This is a genomic window from Sphingobacterium griseoflavum, from assembly GCF_014653155.1.
Lineage (GTDB): Bacteria > Bacteroidota > Bacteroidia > Sphingobacteriales > Sphingobacteriaceae > Sphingobacterium > Sphingobacterium griseoflavum.
In genome coordinates this window covers 310625-327915 of record NZ_BNAF01000001.1, presented here as the reverse complement: position 1 = coordinate 327915, position 17291 = coordinate 310625, and the positions used below count along the sequence as shown (strand labels likewise).

The following is a 17291-nucleotide window of genomic DNA, read 5'->3' as shown; positions in this document are numbered from 1 at the left end:
TTAAGCTTTAAACATATAACCTACACCCTTGACCGTATAGATATATTTATGGCCGTTGCGTTCTATCTTGTTTCGCAGATAAGAAATATAGACGTCCACGACATTGGTATGGTTATCAAAGGTAATTCCCCAAACGGCATTCAATATTTGTACACGTCCGACGGTTTTGTCTATATTCTCTACCAAGTATATCAGTAGTTTATACTCTCGCGGGGATAGCTCGACCTGTGTATCATCCAAGGTAACCTTATACTGCTCAAGGTTAATATGCAAAGCTCCAAAATCCAGTTCTGCTTTCGGCAGTTCCTGCAACTGGTAATGCTGCCTCCTTGTTAGCGCTTTGATCCGCGAAAGAAGCTCATCAAAATGGAAAGGCTTGGTGAGATAATCGTCGGCACCGTAATCCAGCGCAGAGACCTTGTCCTGCACACTGTTCAGCGCACTAAGCATGAGGATCGGCGCGAAGACCTTTTTATATCGCAGCGTTTGTAACAGTTGCACACCATCTACCCCCTCCAACATAATATCTAAAATAATAAGATCCCACTCCACATGTAGGTAGTTGGAAAGCACATCTTCTGCATTTTTACATAAAGTAACCAAATAACCAAATTCTTCCAATCCTTTGATTAGGAAATTGCTGATTCGGCTGTCGTCTTCCACCACTAAAATTTGCATACCGTAAAGTAAGAAATTAAAAAACAAAAATAAAAAAAATGCCCGCTTCGCGGGCATTTTAAAAGACTATCTGTAGCGTTTTACTTCGCATAAGAAACGGATCGCGTTTCGCGAATAACCGTCACTTTGATCTGTCCCGGATAGGTCATTTCCGTTTGAATACGGTTAGAGATGTCTGCAGCTAATATCTCTGCCTGGGCATCCGTCACCTTTTCGGATTCGACGACTACACGCAGCTCTCGTCCCGCCTGAATAGCGAATGTCTTATCTACTCCTGGATAAGAAAGTGCTAATTCTTCCAACTCTTTCAAGCGTTTGATGTAGCTTTCGACAACCTCGCGGCGCGCTCCTGGACGTGCCCCGGAGATTGCGTCGCAGGCCTGTACAATTGGCGAGATAAGCGACGTCATTTCAATTTCGTCGTGGTGCGCGCCAATAGCGTTGCATACATCGGGGTGTTCTTTGTATTTTTCTGCCAGTTGCATACCCAAAATAGCGTGTGGCAATTCCGGGTTATCATCTGGAACCTTGCCAATATCATGTAGCAGTCCTGCGCGCTTTGCATGTTTGACATTGAGCCCCAGCTCCGATGCCATGGTTGCCGCAAAATTTGCTACCTCACGTGAGTGCTGCAAAAGGTTCTGTCCATAAGATGAACGATAGCGCATACGGCCGACCATACGCACCAACTCGGGGTGTAAACCATGAATTCCAAGGTCTATTGCGGTACGTTCGCCAATTTCCACAATTTCGTCCTCAATTTGGTTACGAGTTTTCGCGACCACCTCTTCAATACGTGCCGGGTGAATACGTCCATCGGTCACCAAACGATGCAAGGATAGGCGAGCGATTTCCCGTCGTACGGGATCAAAGCCCGAAAGGATTATCGCCTCCGGCGTATCATCGACAATGATCTCCACGCCCGTAGCTGCCTCCAATGCACGGATATTACGTCCTTCACGTCCAATGATACGGCCCTTAATTTCATCATTTTCAATATTAAAAATGGAAACCGTGTTTTCAATGGCAGACTCTGTCGCGGTGCGCTGGATCGTTTGAATAACGACCTTCTTCGCTTCTTTGGACGCTGTCAACTTCGCTTCATCGACAATATCTTTGATTTGTATCATCGCCTGCGAGCGGGCTTCTTCACGCAGCGATGTCACCAGTTGTTCCTTCGCTTCGTCGGCAGACAATCCAGCTATCGTCTCTAACTGCTTGATGTGCTGACTTTTCAACTGATCTACTTCCTCTTTTTTCTTCTCATTGATTTCAAGCAGCTGATCCAGCTTTTTGTTCTTATTGTCCAGCTCTTGTTTGTCCCGATTGATGCTTTCGAGTTTTTGATTCAGAGAGGTTTCTTTTTGCCGTAATGTATTCTCTTTCTGCGCGATGCTATTGTTACGTTGGTTGACCTCTTTCTCGTGTTCCGCTTTTAGCTGTAGAAACTTTTCCTTTGCTTCCAGTCCACGTTGCTTTTTATGATGCTCGGCTTGCTGTTCAGCTTCCTTGATAATCCGATCCGCCTTCTCCTGCGCTGATTGCTCCTGCTTTTTGAATACTAATTGTAACAAAAAACGACCGATAACCACACCTATAATAAGCGAAATTATAATCGAAATTGTTGTAGATAACTCCATTTGTTTATATGTATATTATATATTAATTGATTTTTTGGTAAAAAAAAACCGCAATTAAATGTACAGGTCCCATGTATTATTAAACTTCGATTACACATGATTTGAGCAATTGATCATGACCTAGATGGCTTACGCAAAATGGCCTACATCTTGATTTCGCTCGTGATATTGAAGCGTTAAGTTTAAAATAGTGACAACCCGAATTTAATTGCGGCAAATTCGTCGTTATATAGCTCTAAATAAAGAACGATATTTATTTCCTAAAGAAATCTGTTAATACATTATCCAATTCGTGAATCTTCTCTTCTAAGCCCTCTTCATGCTGCTGCGCATTGCGTTCGGCCTTTATCATACCCGTAGCGTATTGCAATACGCACATGGATAGCAGATCCTGTTTATCACGAACTGCATAATTGTCTTGCAGTTCCTTTATCTTTTCATTAATCAATTTCGCTGCGTATCTGATCACCTCTTCCTCTGCTGTATCTACCCGTAATGGATAAACACGATCAGCGATATTTATTTTTATGGAAATCTCTCCCATTTTTTTGAGCTTAAATAACGTACAAGGCCTTCTTCCCCCCTGCGACTACTTCAACAGGCCTATACATCTGTCTATTTCTCGCACAAAATCGTTAATTTTTTGCTTTGTGTCAAGTATTTTTTCATTTATTGCTCCACGATCTACATCCGACTCATCCAGCGTCTTCGCAACTGCCATAGCCTTAAGCTTTTCCTCCAATTGCTGTGCTTTATCCGTGCTTGTCTGAAAAGCGACTTGGAGCGATTGTACCTCCAATTTCAACAAATCGTTTTCCTCCTGCAGCGCGTCGCACAATTGAATAAGATTTTTCGTCTTCTCGACGATCATATTCATTTGTGTAGATAATGTAGCCATAAATTCTTACTTCGCAATTATTGATAAGAGGAGTTAGCGAATGCTCGCTCCTGTCTCCTTTTCAAAGTTAAGCATTAATTTTTTAATTATTCCGTCAATCTGTTTGTCGTTTAACGTTTTTTCCTCGTCCTGCAGGATGAAACTCAGTGCATACGATTTCTTGCCTGCAGGTAGCTTATCCCCTTTATAAACATCAAAAATGGATATTTCTTTCAATAGCTTACGTTCTGTTTTGCTTGCTACTACCTTGAGCTGTTCGAAGGTCACCGCATCATCCACCAAAAGCGCCAGATCCCGACGCACAGCAGGAAATTTAGACACCTCTTGGTATGTAATCTGGTTCTTGCGAATGACTTTCAGGACCAGATCCCAATCAAACGTTGCGAAGAACACGGGACCATCGACATCCGCTTTCTTGAGGTTGGCAAGGGATACCGCGCCCACCGTCGCCAAGGGCTTTTGACCTTTCATATACGTAATACCGTAATCGAAATAGCTTCCCGTAGCCTCCACCTGCTGTAGTCCAGCAATATTTAAACGACGAATGATTTGATCGGCCGCGGCTTTAATATGGTAAAAACTACTTTTGTTGTCTCCAATAATCCAATGCTCGTTCACTTGATTGCCGGCCAATGTCAAGGCCAAATGTTGTTTCTCTGCATAGCCATCCTCATTTTTGAAATAGGATTTCCCATACTCAAAATACTTGGCATTTGGACGTTGCCGCTTTTGATTGTAGGAAACGGTAGTCAATGCAGAAAACAGTAGGTTTTGGCGCATAGTATCCAAGTCTGAACTCAATGGATTTACTAAACGTACCGCAGTTTCTTCACTTTCCACAAAAGCCAGTTTTGTCAGCGAGTTGTTCAATATCTCCCGATAGCCATTTCCAATGAGCATATCTGCTATTTGATTCAGCACGACCTCTTTATCCGGCTTTTCGGTTGTATTGAGTGATGATTTGATTTGAGATTGCAGCTCGATGTTGTTGTAGCCATAGATACGCAACACCTCCTCGATAATATCGACCTCACGCGTGACATCGACCTTATAAGCGGGGACGCTAACACTGATTATGTCTTCACTTACGGGCATAACACCAATCCCCAGCGCTAACAAAATCGATTTTATTTCTTCTTTTGGAATAGCCTTTCCAATCAATTTTTGAACACGTTCGTAGCTCACCTCGAATAGAAACGGTGACACCGGATCAGGATAATGATCTGTCACGGTTGAACTGATCTGTCCGCCTGCCACTTCTTGGATGAGCAATGCTGCTTTCTGCAAGGCATACAACGGCATATTTGGATCTGTACCCCGCTCAAAACGGAATGAAGAATCTGTTTTCAAGTTATGTCTTTTGGAAGTCTTGCGAACAGACACCGCATTGAAATAAGCAGATTCCAGAAAAATAGCGGTCGTTGATTCCGACACGCCAGAAAGCGCACCCCCAAAAACACCGGCGATACACATTGGCTTTTCGGCATCAGCGATAACTAGATCATCAGCCGAAAGTTTACGCTCGACACCATCCAGCGTGACGAAAGGTTCCCCCTCACTTGCTTTGCGCACGACAATCTTATTACCGGTGATTTTCTCCAAGTCGAAAGCGTGCAAAGGCTGCCCCAGATCATGCAATATATAATTTGTAACGTCGACAATATTATTGATGGGACGAATGCCGATAGTTTGCAGACGCTCTTTAAGCCAGTCTGGAGATGCAGAAACGGTCAGCCCGGAAATCGTCACCCCGGCGTATCGTGGTACGGCATCTGCATCAGCGACTTCCACAAGAACACCATCACCATTGCCCTCGCGAAAAGCCGAAACATCACTCGTGGCGTAGGGCTGCCGGAAATACGCGGAGAGATCGCGTGCGACACCCAAATGGGATGCTGCATCTGCCCTGTTGGGCGTTAACCCAATTTCAAATCTATAATCGTCCTTGATCTCGAAATAATCGCGCACCAACGAACCTACCACAGCGCTATCGGCCAGCTCGACAATACCTGCATGAGAGCTGCCTAAGCCAATCTCATCTTCTCCGCAAAGCATACCTTCCGAAACTTCGCCCCTTATCTTGGACTTTGTGATTTTGAAAGGCTCGCCTGATGTGGGGTGACAAATGGCGCCAACCGGTGCTACAATTACTTTCAAGCCAGCGCGCACATTCGGTGCACCACACACGATGTGCAGCAAATCCTCCGCTTCCACATCCACCGTCGTCACTTTCAACTTATCTGCATTTGGATGTTGCTCGCAGCTTTTCACCACGCCCACAATTAGCCCCTCAAGACCACCCGGGATTTGCTGCACTTTCTCCAACAACTCCACTTCCAAACCAATATCCGTCAGTATCAGGGAAAGCTCCTCCGGTGTTTTGTCTGTATTGATATAATTTTTAAGCCAATTATAGGAAATATTCATCTTGCAATTCTGTTTAATGCACAAAGATAGAATTTTAGAACGTTGCCTCCCATTTAACCACAAGATTTTTTAGCGAAGAGCCATGACCCGAATTAAGAATTTCCCTATTACTCATCAAAATATTCCGTAACTTTGTGCTTTGATTTGACGAACGTTCAACAACACAGTTATAATGATTCTTTTCTTTGTGAACCCCAGCAACACCATCTACGGTGTGCAAACGCAACAAGAACTATCCCAAGCAGATATTTCGAAACTGAACTGGCTCTTTGGCAACGCTAAAAAACTTACAGAAGAAACCCTTGATACGTATTATGTAGGACCGCGGGCGGCCATGGTCACCCCTTGGAGCACAAATGCCGTGGAGATCACTCAGAATATGGGCGTACAAGGCATCACTCGCATCGAAGAGTTTTATCCGGTAGATGCCCAATTTTCCGCTTTCGACCCCATGATCTCTCAGAAATATGATGCGCTCACGCAGGATATATACAACATCAATATAAAGCCCGAACCTATTCGTGACATCGATGACATCGATGCGTACAATAAACAAGAAGGCTTAGCATTGAGTACAGAAGAAGTGACCTATCTGCATAATTTGGCCGACAAACTTGGCCGTAAATTGACAGATTCTGAGATTTTTGCTTTCTCGCAAGCCAATTCGGAGCATTGCCGTCACAAAATTTTCAATGGTACCTTTGTTATCGATGGCGAAGAACAACCTACCTCGCTTTTTAAATTGATTAAAAAAACGTCCGAAACGAATCCCAATGACATCGTTTCGGCATATAAAGACAATGTAGCCTTTATCAAAGGACCTCAGGTTACGCAGTTTGCCCCGCTATCAAGCGACAAACCAGATTTTTATGCCGAGAAAACTTTCGACTCTGTTATCTCTTTGAAAGCAGAAACCCATAACTTTCCAACAACCGTAGAGCCCTTTGCCGGCGCAGCAACCGGGTCTGGCGGCGAAATCCGAGACCGTTTAGCTGGGGGGCAGGGAGCGCTTCCATTGGCCGGAACAGCAATTTATATGACCGCTTATTCCCGTTTGATGGACGACCGTCCGTGGGAGAAAGCCGTTGAAGAGCGCAATTGGTTATACCAAACGCCCATGGATATTCTCATTAAAGCATCCAATGGTGCGTCGGATTTTGGAAACAAGTTTGGCCAACCGCTCATAACCGGATCGGTATTGACTTTCGAACATGAAGAAGCTGGTAGAAAATTGGGTTATGATAAGGTCATTATGCAGGCTGGCGGCATCGGTTACGGTAAACTGGACCAAGCCAAGAAGCATGAACCGCAAGAAGGTGACAAAATCGTGGTGCTAGGCGGCGAAAACTACCGTATTGGTATGGGGGGTGCTGCCGTTTCTTCCGCAGAGACTGGCGCTTTTGGTTCAGGTATCGAGCTGAATGCCATCCAACGGTCCAATCCAGAAATGCAAAAGCGTGCTGCCAACGCCATTCGGGCTTTTGTCGAATCGGACCACAATCCAATTGTATCCATTCACGATCATGGCGCAGGTGGCCACTTAAACTGTCTCTCTGAGCTGGTAGAAGCAACGGGCGGTCTTATTGACCTGGATAAGTTACCGGTTGGCGATCCAACGCTATCCGCGAAAGAGATCATCGGCAACGAGTCACAAGAACGGATGGGCTTGGTGATTGCCGAAAAAGATCTTGAGCAGCTGCACAAAGTGGCCCAGCGAGAGCGAGCACCGATGTATACCGTGGGCGATGTCACTGGTGATCATCGATTTACCTTCGCGTCCTCTTCCACGGGCGAAAAACCAATGGATTATGATTTGGCGGACTTTTTTGGTTCCTCTCCGAAGACGGTTATGAGCGATAGAACGATCAGCCGTTCCTACGCCGATCTTTACTATAACGTGAAAGACATTCCGACTTATCTGAACCAGGTATTGCAATTGGAAGCTGTAGCTGCAAAGGATTGGTTGACTAATAAAGTGGATCGTTGTGTTGGCGGTCGGGTAGCCAAACAGCAATGTGTAGGCCCCTTGCAATTGCCCCTGAACAATGTGGGCGTAATGGCCCTCGATTATAAATCTACCGAAGGTATAGCAACAACTGTTGGGCATTCACCGCTGACTGCGTTGGTGGATCCCGTAGCGGGTTCACGCAATGCCATTGCTGAGGCATTATCTAACTTGGTGTTTGCGCCAATAAAAGATGGCTTGGCTGGCGTATCGCTGTCTGCCAACTGGATGTGGCCGTGTAATAATGAAGGAGAAGACGCTCGTTTGTATCAAGCCGTGAAGGGCTGTTCGGATTTTGCGATTGCTTTGGGCATCAATATCCCTACCGGTAAAGACTCCTTGTCCATGAAGCAGAAATATCCAAATGGCGAGCATGTTATTGCCCCAGGAACGCTGATCATTTCTGCTGGAGGAAACTGTACGCATATCGATAAGGTCGTGGAGCCCGTTTTAAACAAAAAGGGCGGATCAATCTATTACCTTAACCTCTCTCAGGATAGCTTTCAGCTTGGTGGCTCATCTTTCGCTCAAGTCCATAATAGGATCGGAACAGCGGTGCCTACCGTAACCGATGCAAACTACTTCAAAAAAGCGTTCAATGCTGTTCAGGACCTTATTTTAGCGGACCACATCGCAGCGGGCCACGATGTGGGCTCTGGAGGTTTAATAACGACACTGTTGGAATTAACTTTTGCAGATACAGATCTCGCTGCAACGTACGACCTGTCAGCATTGAAGGAAAGCGATACCGTGAAAGCATTTTTCAATGAGAACATCGCGCTTGTGTTACAGGCAAAAGACGATGCGCTATTTGAAGAGGCACTGCAAACGGCGGGTATTGCAGCAATAAAAATTGGACAGGTACAGGAGGGCTCCGAAATTACGATCAAAAATAACGACGATGTATTTACCTTCAACGTAGCCGACACACGCGATACATGGTTTAAAACCTCTTTTTTGCTTGATCAAAAGCAATCTAAAAACGGAACAGCCGAGGAACGGTTCGCTAACTATAAAAACCAACCGTTGCGCTATAAATTCCCGACACAATTCACAGGGAAGAAGCCCGCGAAGCTGGGGATGTCTGCGCGTCCAAAAGCTGCGATCATCCGCGAAAAAGGATCCAATTCCGAACGCGAAATGGCCAACGCAATGTATCTTGCCGGATTCGACGTGAAGGACGTACATATGACCGACCTAATCTCGGGTAGAGAAACTTTAGCAGATATCCAATTTATTGGTGCCGTCGGTGGCTTTTCCAATTCCGATGTACTGGGATCCGCGAAAGGATGGGCAGGCGCTTTCCTTTACAATAAAAAAGCAAAGGAAGCACTTGAAAACTTCTTCGCTCGGCCTGATACGCTATCCGTTGGGATCTGTAACGGATGTCAATTGTTTATGGAGCTGGAACTGATCAACCCAGAACACGAGGTTCATGGCAAAATGATGCATAACACCTCACAAAAACACGAGTCAAACTTCGTATCGGTAACTATCCAAGAAAACAATTCTGTGATGTTATCTACGCTAGCAGGTAGCACGCTGGGCGTTTGGATCTCCCATGGAGAAGGGAAATTTCATCTACCAGAGAACGAAGATCAGTATGCTATAGTCGCGAAATACGGCTATGCAGCCTATCCGCACAACCCAAATGGTTCCGACTTCAATACGGCGATGATGTGTGACAGGACAGGCCGGCATTTGGTAACTATGCCGCATATTGAGCGCTCGATATTCCAATGGAACTGGGCAAATTATCCGACAGATCGCCAAGATGAGGTGTCACCTTGGATCGAAGCCTTCGTCAATGCGCGAGAATGGATCGAAAAACAGGCGAAGTAAACGAATAACGATGGCTACCATCAGATCTCTCTTTACAATAGATAAAGAGAGATTTTTTTTGACTGTTCCGGTGAGATGTGCGTAGTATAAGTATTAAGCTATGGCTCGCATATTAGGCATGTTACAAGCGGTTAACCTTCGTTTTGGTTAAATCTTTCTCCACGGTAATCGTTTGGTATTTAGCCATACAATATGCGGTGAATGGCAGAAAAACAAAGAGTGCTATCCCCATCCAAAAGCCAAATAGCTTTCCTATAATTACGCTGCAGAAAAAAACGAAGATAGGGTATGAAAAAAGTAGGCTGGCAAACAGCAGCGAATCGAAAAAAATAGTTCCCGCTGTTTTTCTACGAATATAGTCCCGCCAAATCCTGTAAAACCAAAATTGCGTATAGTAACCTACTTTGGCGGGAATACGGTAAGCGCTTTTATCGCGTTCGGAAAGTACCTTCGGCACCAACGCTTCCTCAGACACGCTATCCTGTAGCCGTGTACGAAGCGCCGAAATTATTGCTGCTGTATCAATTTGATGGCCGGCTATGTAATCTGTACTGTCCAAAGGTGCCAAAGCGACCAGCTCAACCGATTTTGGCAGGTGCTGAAAGGAATTGTAATTTAGCGTAAACGGCTGTATCTGCAAAGGCAACTCGGCGCGATAACCCCGTTCCAATAGCGAGGTCAGTCCGCCATTCATCAATGGCTGCAGACCCCACGTGTTTAACGATCTGCCTTCGGGAAACAGGAGGACATGCTTACCGGCCGCTAAACAACGCATACATTCATCGAACGTAAAATCATTCTTCACCGCAAATTCGTCGTCATCCTTCTTTTTGTAGATCGGCAGTTGGAACAAATAACGCAAAAGCAAATTGGCCCAAGGTTTTTTAAAGATATCGCCACGGGTTAAAAAGCAGATTTCGACAGGACAATATGCCGCGATCACCAAAGCATCGAAAAGCGAATTGGGATGATTGGAGACGATAATGCTGGGCCCAGCGAAAGATGCAAGCCTCAAATTTTTAGTTCGTAGATCCGGAGCATACCAATAAAGACCCAATCTAACCAAATATTTTAACAAAGTATAGAACATATACAACGAAGTCTTCTGATGTTACCATTGCTTAAACCAAGATAGCAAAAAGTAGACCTTTTTGCAAAACAGACTCGATACTTAACGATTTCGCGCACCAAGTGCCTCAAAAGCATCAAGAATATCCCCACAAAACCATGCTCACATTTCGCAATGTTAATATTTACTTGTTAATTTGATATATGAAAATTATAGGCATCATTCCGGCTCGCTACGCCTCATCGCGCTTTCCAGGCAAGCCTTTAGTAGACATCGGAGGAAAATCGATGATACAGCGGGTTTACGAGCAAGTGAAAGGTTGTAGCAGACTGGCCGAGGTTGTTATCGCGACAGACGATCAGCGGATTGAAGAACACGTGCGGTCTTTCGCAGGCAACGTACTGATGACCTCAACAGCCCACGAATCGGGCACCGATCGATGTGCAGAAGTAATTTCCAAAATCAATGGCTTTGATGTCGCTATCAATATACAGGGCGACGAGCCTTTTATCAATCCATTACAAATCGAATTGCTTTGCTCATTATTTGATGATCCTACAACGGACATTGGAACGCTTATCAAGCAAATAGATAACGAAGAGGATCTTTTTCAGGAGAACACACCAAAAGTGATCATAGGCAACGGCCAACAAGCGCTTTACTTTTCAAGACAAACCATTCCATTCCTTCGAGGCTTGCCTCGTCATGAATGGTTAAGCAAACATATCTTTTACAAACATATCGGGGTGTACGGCTACCGCACGGAAGTCTTGAAGGCGATTACCAAACTCCCTCTATCTACGTTGGAAAAAGCAGAAGCTTTAGAGCAGCTACGATGGTTGGAGAATGGGTACCGTATCAAGGTTGCGGAAACGGCTTTTGACACGATTTCTGTGGATCGTCCGGAAGATTTGGAGACCATTAAACGCACGTTCTTTTAAACCATTAGTTTTTACGGCCAACGGCAGCAGACACACGCTCATGTCAGCTCCAATACGTCATTGCCTACCACAGCAAAAAGTCTATTATCGTGGCGCTTTGGTACCATGTAAAGGCCTGTCCATCGCCCAAAGGCAGGAAGCGTAAGTGTCGTATCTTCCAAATAAAAGCAAGGCAATTTGTAATATTGCCGTCCGCGCAAGGCAACTTCACAACCGGGATGCAGGTGTCCAACCACATTATAAATCCCTTTATCCAACTGCCTGATGGGTTCGTGCGACAGCACGATGCCTTCCGGCAGAAGGAGATAGTCTTTCAGTTCGATAAGGGATCTTTCTAGGATGGCCTTGGGCAAAATATCGTGATTCCCTAACGTAAGGGTAAAGGTCAACGAAGGAAATCGCTGCAAAAAAAGCTGAAATTCATCCCATTCGTAATTCCAATCCGAATGGAATAGATCCCCCAAAAAAACCACTTTCTTCACCAACAAATCGCGCAATAGCAGTTCCAAACGTTCAAACTCTTCTTCCAAACGCATTGGGGGGACAAATATTCCTGCTTTCCGAAAATGGCCAAGCTTGCCGATATGCCAGTCCGAAACCACCAACATCTCATGCGCAGGAATATAGACCACCTTCTGTGGTAGTAAGAACAATTCAAGTCCATTCAAGATTAATTTTTTCGCCATTACGCAAGCTTTCCTTCCAGTTGCAATTTTAATTGTTCCAAACGGCTTTGCCAATCCTCATTACTGTATTTCTCCCGAAAGGATTCCGAAAAGATAGGAAAAGAAAAGGGAGTCAACTGCTTGGGAAATGCCAAAATAACGGCGTGTTGGGCTATTCGCTCAAAAGCAAGCTGCATTCTTCCCTCCTCCAATTGAAAATCAAACACCTCATCGTAGGCTTCCCGTAGCAACAGATTGTCTGGATCGTAATCTTCAAAAACAGAAAAGAACAGACCGGCATTGGCTTGCAGATGCTTCGCCTTCATCGCCTTACCGGGATACCCTTGGAAGACCAAACCAGCAATACCTGCAATATCTCGGAACCTACGTCTTGCCATTTCCTGTACATTGATCCCCGAAGTGATATCCTGGTGCAATCCTGCGGGCGAAAGCAACTTTTGGATAAAGGTATGATCGATCTCATATTTTGTAGCCGAAAGCAGCTCGAAGCCATATTCGTTGCTCGCTATGCTAAATGTAGCAGGTTTTATTTTACCCAAACGATAAGCTAATACCTGGGCCATTCCCTCGTGTACAAGCTTTCCATCAAACGGATAGACAAACAGATGGTACCCATATTTCGTGGTCACGTATTCCACCAACAACTCGTCCTCTCGAGGTAAGCCCGACCTTTTCTCCTGTTCTTTGAAAAGTGGTTGCAAAAAAGAAACTTCCGGGCTCACCTTTCTCTTTTTATGGATACTTTCAAAACTGTGGCGTATGGCTATTCCCAAATCAGGCGATATGGAAAAGCGTCCGCCCATCCAAGATGGAACCACGCCCTTCGACTTTGTCGTTGGCCGCACAACCACTTCCATGTTGCGCACACGCAGCAATTCAAGCTGTCGACCGGAGAACCAAAATACATCGCCCGTATTGAGTTTCGAAATAAACGATTCTTCGATCGTTCCTAAATACTTTCCCGACATAAATTTCACCTTCATCATCGCATCCGACACAATCGCACCGATACTTAGCCGATGACGCATCGCCAACTTTCTGGATTCTACCGTAAATCGGCCGTCCTTTAACACCAAGCGGTGGAAATCATCGTAGGCATTCAATGTCTTACCCCCGTGGATGAGCATCGAAAGGCATTCGTCGAACTCCTTTCGGGTAATAGAGGCAAAACAATGCGTGGTGCGCACTTCTTGAAAAATTTGCTCTGCAACAAAACCATCGCCTACAGCCAAGGTCATCAGGTATTGAATCAGCACATCAAAGCTTCGTATATACGGCAGTCGCTGTTCAATGATTTGCTCTTTAATTGCATATTTCAGGGAATCGCCTTCAATAATTTCCAACGAATTTGTAGGTACATAATAAATGTGGGAGGTCTCGTGGGGACGGTGCCCAGAACGCCCTGCGCGCTGAAGAAACCGCGCAACTCCTTTTGGCGAGCCGATTTGTATCACGCAATCTACAGGGCGAAAGTCGACACCTAAATCTAAGCTACTGGTGCACACCACCGCCTTTAGCCTTCCCTCGTGCAATGCATCTTCTACCCAAAGCCTAACCTCGTCGCTCAATGACCCATGGTGAATGGCCAATATACCTGCAAATGCAGGGTAGTGCATGATGATTTGTTGGTACCAAATTTCTGCTTGCGAGCGGGTATTGGTAAAGATCAATGTCGATTGGTAGCGTTCGACAATAGCCATCACCTTATCCAACAATCGTATTCCCAAATGCCCCGCCCAGGGAAATTTCTCCAAGTTATCAGGCAAGACGGTTTCTATCTGCATGCTTTTTTTAAGGGCGGCACGCACCATGACCCCTTTATGGTTGGCACCCAAAAGTATTTCTTGTGCTTCCGGCAAATTACCGATGGTTGCCGAAATTCCCCATATCTTCAAGTTTGGGTTGATGGCTTTAATGCGGCTTAGCGCAAGCTCCACCAACACGCCACGCTTACTGCCTAAAAGCTCGTGCCACTCATCGACTACGATGAAAGCAAGTTGACTGAAATATTCTGTACCATCTTTTGATGCCAATAAAAGATGTACACTTTCTGGCGTCGTTATCAAAGCATGCGGTGGTTTCTTCCGCTGCTTTTGCCGTTGGCTAAGGCTTGTGTCACCCGTGCGCAACTCCACTTGATAATCAAGTTCTAAATCATCGCTAACCTGCGTTGTCGCCTTATAAATTTCTTTGGACAGCGCGCGCAGGGGTGTTATCCAAATGGCATGCAACTTATTTTGTCGAAACTTTTTTTTCTGTGCTTGATATTTCTTGTCTCCGTAGTAGTGCGCAAGGATACCGAACCAAATGGCAAAGGTCTTCCCAAATCCCGTCGGCGCATTCAGTAATCCTGAGTGGCCTTTGGCGATCTCCCTCCAGGCATTCCTTTGGAAAACATGTGGCTCCCAGCCTTGATTATGAAACCATACGTCAGCGAATTGATTCATGTTTTGATGCGATCAAATTTAATAAATCTTCTTTCGAATTGGCCTCGCTCGCTGGCTTATCTTGGCGCCAGCGTACAATACGAGGAAAACGAAGAGCGACACCCGATTTATGGCGCGAGCTTGCGTTGATCCCTTCGAACGCGAGCTCGAAGACGAGCTCCGGCGTCACGCTACGTACCGGGCCGAACTTTGCAATGGTATGTCTCTTTATCCAGTTGTCGATGGTAAACAGCTCTTTATCCGTAAGCCCCGAGTAGGCTTTCGTAAAAGGGACAAGCTCACCTTGATCCCATACAGCAAAGGTGTAGTCGGTAAACAAATTGGCGCGCCTTCCATGTCCAGACTGTGCATACACCAACACGCCATCAATAGTCATCGGATCCGTCTTCCACTTCCACCAGTTGCCGCGCTTACGTCCGACCTCGTAGGGGCTGTCTCGATGTTTGATCATAAGACCCTCTGCATAATGTTTTCGTGCATCTTGCCGATAATTTTCTGCAAGATCCCAACTGTCGAATGACATTGCTGAAGACAATTTTAATATGTTGCCTACCGGAAATATAGCCAAAATCTCCTGTAGCTGTGATCTTCGCTTGTGTAAGGGCCATTCGCGAATATCACGGCCTTCCCATTCCAGCAGATCGTAGCACACCATAACCAATGGTGCAGCGGCTAGGACGTTCTTTGATATGTTCTTACGGCCTATGCGGGTCTGCATAACCGAAAAATCCATAGGCTTCCCCTCTTTCCAAGGAATCACCTCCCCGTCAATGACCGTACCATCAGGTAACACAGACCGTAACGGTTCAAATTCCACGAATTTATCCGTCATTAAATCTTCTCCCCTGCTCCATACAAAAAGCTCGCCTTTACGTACAATCACTTGCCCCCGTATACCATCAAGTTTAGGTTCTATAATCCAATCTTTCATATCCCCTAGCTCTCCCGGATCTTTGTCCAGCGCATACGCCAAATAAAAGGGATAGGGCAAAAAATGTTTACCCTCTTGCAAGTCGTCCTGAAACAACGAGTCCATATCCTCATCGAACGGGCTCCATTTCCCCATTAATCGATGTTCTACCTCGGGCTCTGTGCGTCCCAAATACTGCGCAACAGCTTTAACAACCAGTTTACGGGAGACGCCCACACGAAGATTGCCTGTCAGTAATTTGTTGAAAAGAAAGAGTGCCGTTCCTTCCAACTTCGACCAATAACCGGTGACTAATTTACGCTGCTCCTCGGGGGCCATGTTGCGCAGGGCAACGATCGCATCAAATAAATCCCGTAGCGATATGTCCGTGGTCACTGACCGGGCTTTGGGCGGCAAGATAAGTGAAATGGTTTCTGCCAGATCCCCCACGACGTAATAACTTTCCTCGATCAGCCATAAGGGTACGCGGGATTCCTCCGAAGCCCATATCCGCAAATCAGCAGTTCGAATTGGCCGCTTGGGCTTGTTCCCCATCAACACGGCCATTGCAAATAATTTATCGGAATCTGCCGCCGTCTGAAGATAAGCAAGCATAGCCGCTACCTTGACCGAGGTCTTCGTGCTACCATCGATAGCCTCAAACAAATGCACAAAGTCAATCATACATTTTCCTCCTCCGCATCATTATAAAGTGTCTTAAATATCGAGGCACCGATGTGATATTCGTCTTGTACCCATTTACTAAAGTTGTGTTCATAGCCGTGGGTGACATATACTTGCTTCGCCTCCGTATCCCGTACGGCTTGGTTGAGCTGCGCCCAATCGCAGTGGTCGGATAACACAAAGCCGCGATCAACGCCTCTACGCCTACGTGCACCACGAAGTTGCATCCAACCACTGCACATCGCAATACGATAGGGTTTGAGCGTACGCAACCATGGGGTATCCATAGCCGATGGCGGCGCCACGATCAATGCTCCGCGAATCGCATCGCGTCGTGTATCAGCCGTTATACGAGTGCCCGCAAAGGTGTAACCAACCTCTGTCAAGGCTTGGTTGACATTGTCGACAGCGCCATGTAGGAACACATCGCCAATGCTTTTATCTGCATGGGCTAATATATTCTGTGCCTTGCCTAAAGCATAGCCCAACAAAACAGTATTTACGCCCTCCTTCGCATTCTCCTGCCACCATGCGTTGATGCTTTCATAGATCGATTGATTGGTAGGGAAATTGTATACAGGCAGTCCGAATGTACTTTCTGTGATAAAATGATCACACTTCACCAGTTCGTATGGCTGGCTCACCCCATCTACAGAAAGCTTATAGTCTCCCGTGAATAACCACACTTCACCTTCATAGACCATACGTATCTGCGCCGAACCAATGATATGTCCTGCAGGATGAAAGGATATCTTCACACCGTTAATTTCAAATTCTTCGCCGTAAGATACACCTTGCACGAGGTTGTCGGGGCCTAGTCGTAACTTTAGGATAGGTAGGGTGTGGTGATGGCAGATATAACTGGACATCCCCGCACGCATATGATCGCTGTGGCCGTGGGTGATGAGTGCTGTCTTGACCGGCTTCCACGGATCGATATAAAAGTCGCCCTGTTTACAATACAGGCCACATTCGTTTACAGATAATAGATTCATTGGAAGCTCACTTTCATCGTAAATATTTGCTTTTACAGCGAACAGCTCGGACAATAAAATAGTTTTGAT

Annotated in this window: 12 protein-coding genes; 2 read left to right on the top strand and 10 right to left on the bottom strand. The window is 45.7% G+C overall.

Annotated features, from left to right (window positions below):
* The 5 genes from IE165_RS01380 to pheT form a co-directional block, all read right to left on the bottom strand.
* Positions 1-678, bottom strand: coding sequence for a response regulator transcription factor (locus IE165_RS01380; protein ID WP_189624801.1), 678 nt, complete (start codon positions 676-678; stop codon positions 1-3).
* Positions 679-758: 80 nt separating this feature from the next.
* Complete coding sequence (gene rny / locus IE165_RS01375) at positions 759-2318, bottom strand: ribonuclease Y (protein WP_189624800.1); 1560 nt, start codon at positions 2316-2318, stop codon at positions 759-761.
* Positions 2319-2571: 253 nt separating this feature from the next.
* Positions 2572-2862, bottom strand: a complete 291-nt coding sequence (locus IE165_RS01370; protein ID WP_189624799.1) for a cell division protein ZapA — start codon at positions 2860-2862, stop codon at positions 2572-2574.
* 45 nt (positions 2863-2907) lie between these two features.
* Positions 2908-3216, bottom strand: a complete 309-nt coding sequence (locus tag IE165_RS01365) for a hypothetical protein (protein ID WP_189624798.1) — start codon at positions 3214-3216, stop codon at positions 2908-2910.
* A gap of 33 nt (positions 3217-3249) precedes the next feature.
* Positions 3250-5643, bottom strand: coding sequence for a phenylalanine--tRNA ligase subunit beta (pheT, locus tag IE165_RS01360; protein WP_189624797.1), 2394 nt, complete (start codon positions 5641-5643; stop codon positions 3250-3252).
* Between the two features lie 172 nt (positions 5644-5815).
* Here pheT and purL point away from each other — a divergent pair, with 172 nt between their 5' ends.
* The gene (purL, locus tag IE165_RS01355) at positions 5816-9490 is read left to right on the top strand and encodes a phosphoribosylformylglycinamidine synthase (protein WP_189624796.1); all 3675 of its coding nucleotides are present in this window, start codon (positions 5816-5818) and stop codon (positions 9488-9490) included.
* Between the two features lie 121 nt (positions 9491-9611).
* Here purL and IE165_RS01350 read toward each other — a convergent pair whose 3' ends face one another.
* Entirely contained in the window at positions 9612-10505 is an 894-nt protein-coding gene (locus IE165_RS01350; RefSeq protein WP_189624795.1) for a 1-acyl-sn-glycerol-3-phosphate acyltransferase, read from the bottom strand.
* A 257-nt stretch (positions 10506-10762) separates the two neighbouring features.
* On the opposite strand from IE165_RS01350, the gene kdsB reads away from it, so the two are divergent.
* Positions 10763-11500 (top strand): 3-deoxy-manno-octulosonate cytidylyltransferase, encoded by a 738-nt coding sequence (kdsB, locus tag IE165_RS01345; protein WP_189624794.1) that lies wholly within the window; start codon positions 10763-10765, stop codon positions 11498-11500.
* A gap of 38 nt (positions 11501-11538) precedes the next feature.
* Here the strand turns inward: kdsB and pdeM are convergent, their stop codons facing one another.
* From pdeM to IE165_RS01325, 4 genes are read right to left on the bottom strand one after another with little or no spacing between them, the layout of a single operon-like run.
* A complete protein-coding gene (gene pdeM, locus IE165_RS01340) occupies positions 11539-12186 on the bottom strand; it encodes a ligase-associated DNA damage response endonuclease PdeM (protein ID WP_189624793.1) in 648 nt (215 codons plus the stop codon).
* Positions 12186-14633 carry a ligase-associated DNA damage response DEXH box helicase gene (locus IE165_RS01335; RefSeq protein ID WP_189624792.1) on the bottom strand — a complete coding sequence of 816 codons (2448 nt, stop codon included), beginning with the start codon at positions 14631-14633 and terminating at the stop codon, positions 12186-12188. The genes pdeM and IE165_RS01335 overlap by 1 nt, the downstream gene beginning before the upstream one ends.
* On the bottom strand, positions 14617-16227 hold the full coding sequence (locus IE165_RS01330) for an ATP-dependent DNA ligase (RefSeq protein WP_189624791.1): 1611 nt from the start codon (positions 16225-16227) through the stop codon (positions 14617-14619). Before IE165_RS01330 ends, IE165_RS01335 begins: the two co-directional genes overlap by 17 nt.
* Positions 16224-17222, bottom strand: coding sequence for a ligase-associated DNA damage response exonuclease (locus IE165_RS01325; RefSeq protein WP_189624790.1), 999 nt, complete (start codon positions 17220-17222; stop codon positions 16224-16226). Before IE165_RS01325 ends, IE165_RS01330 begins: the two co-directional genes overlap by 4 nt.
* Positions 17223-17291: the final 69 nt, after the last annotated feature.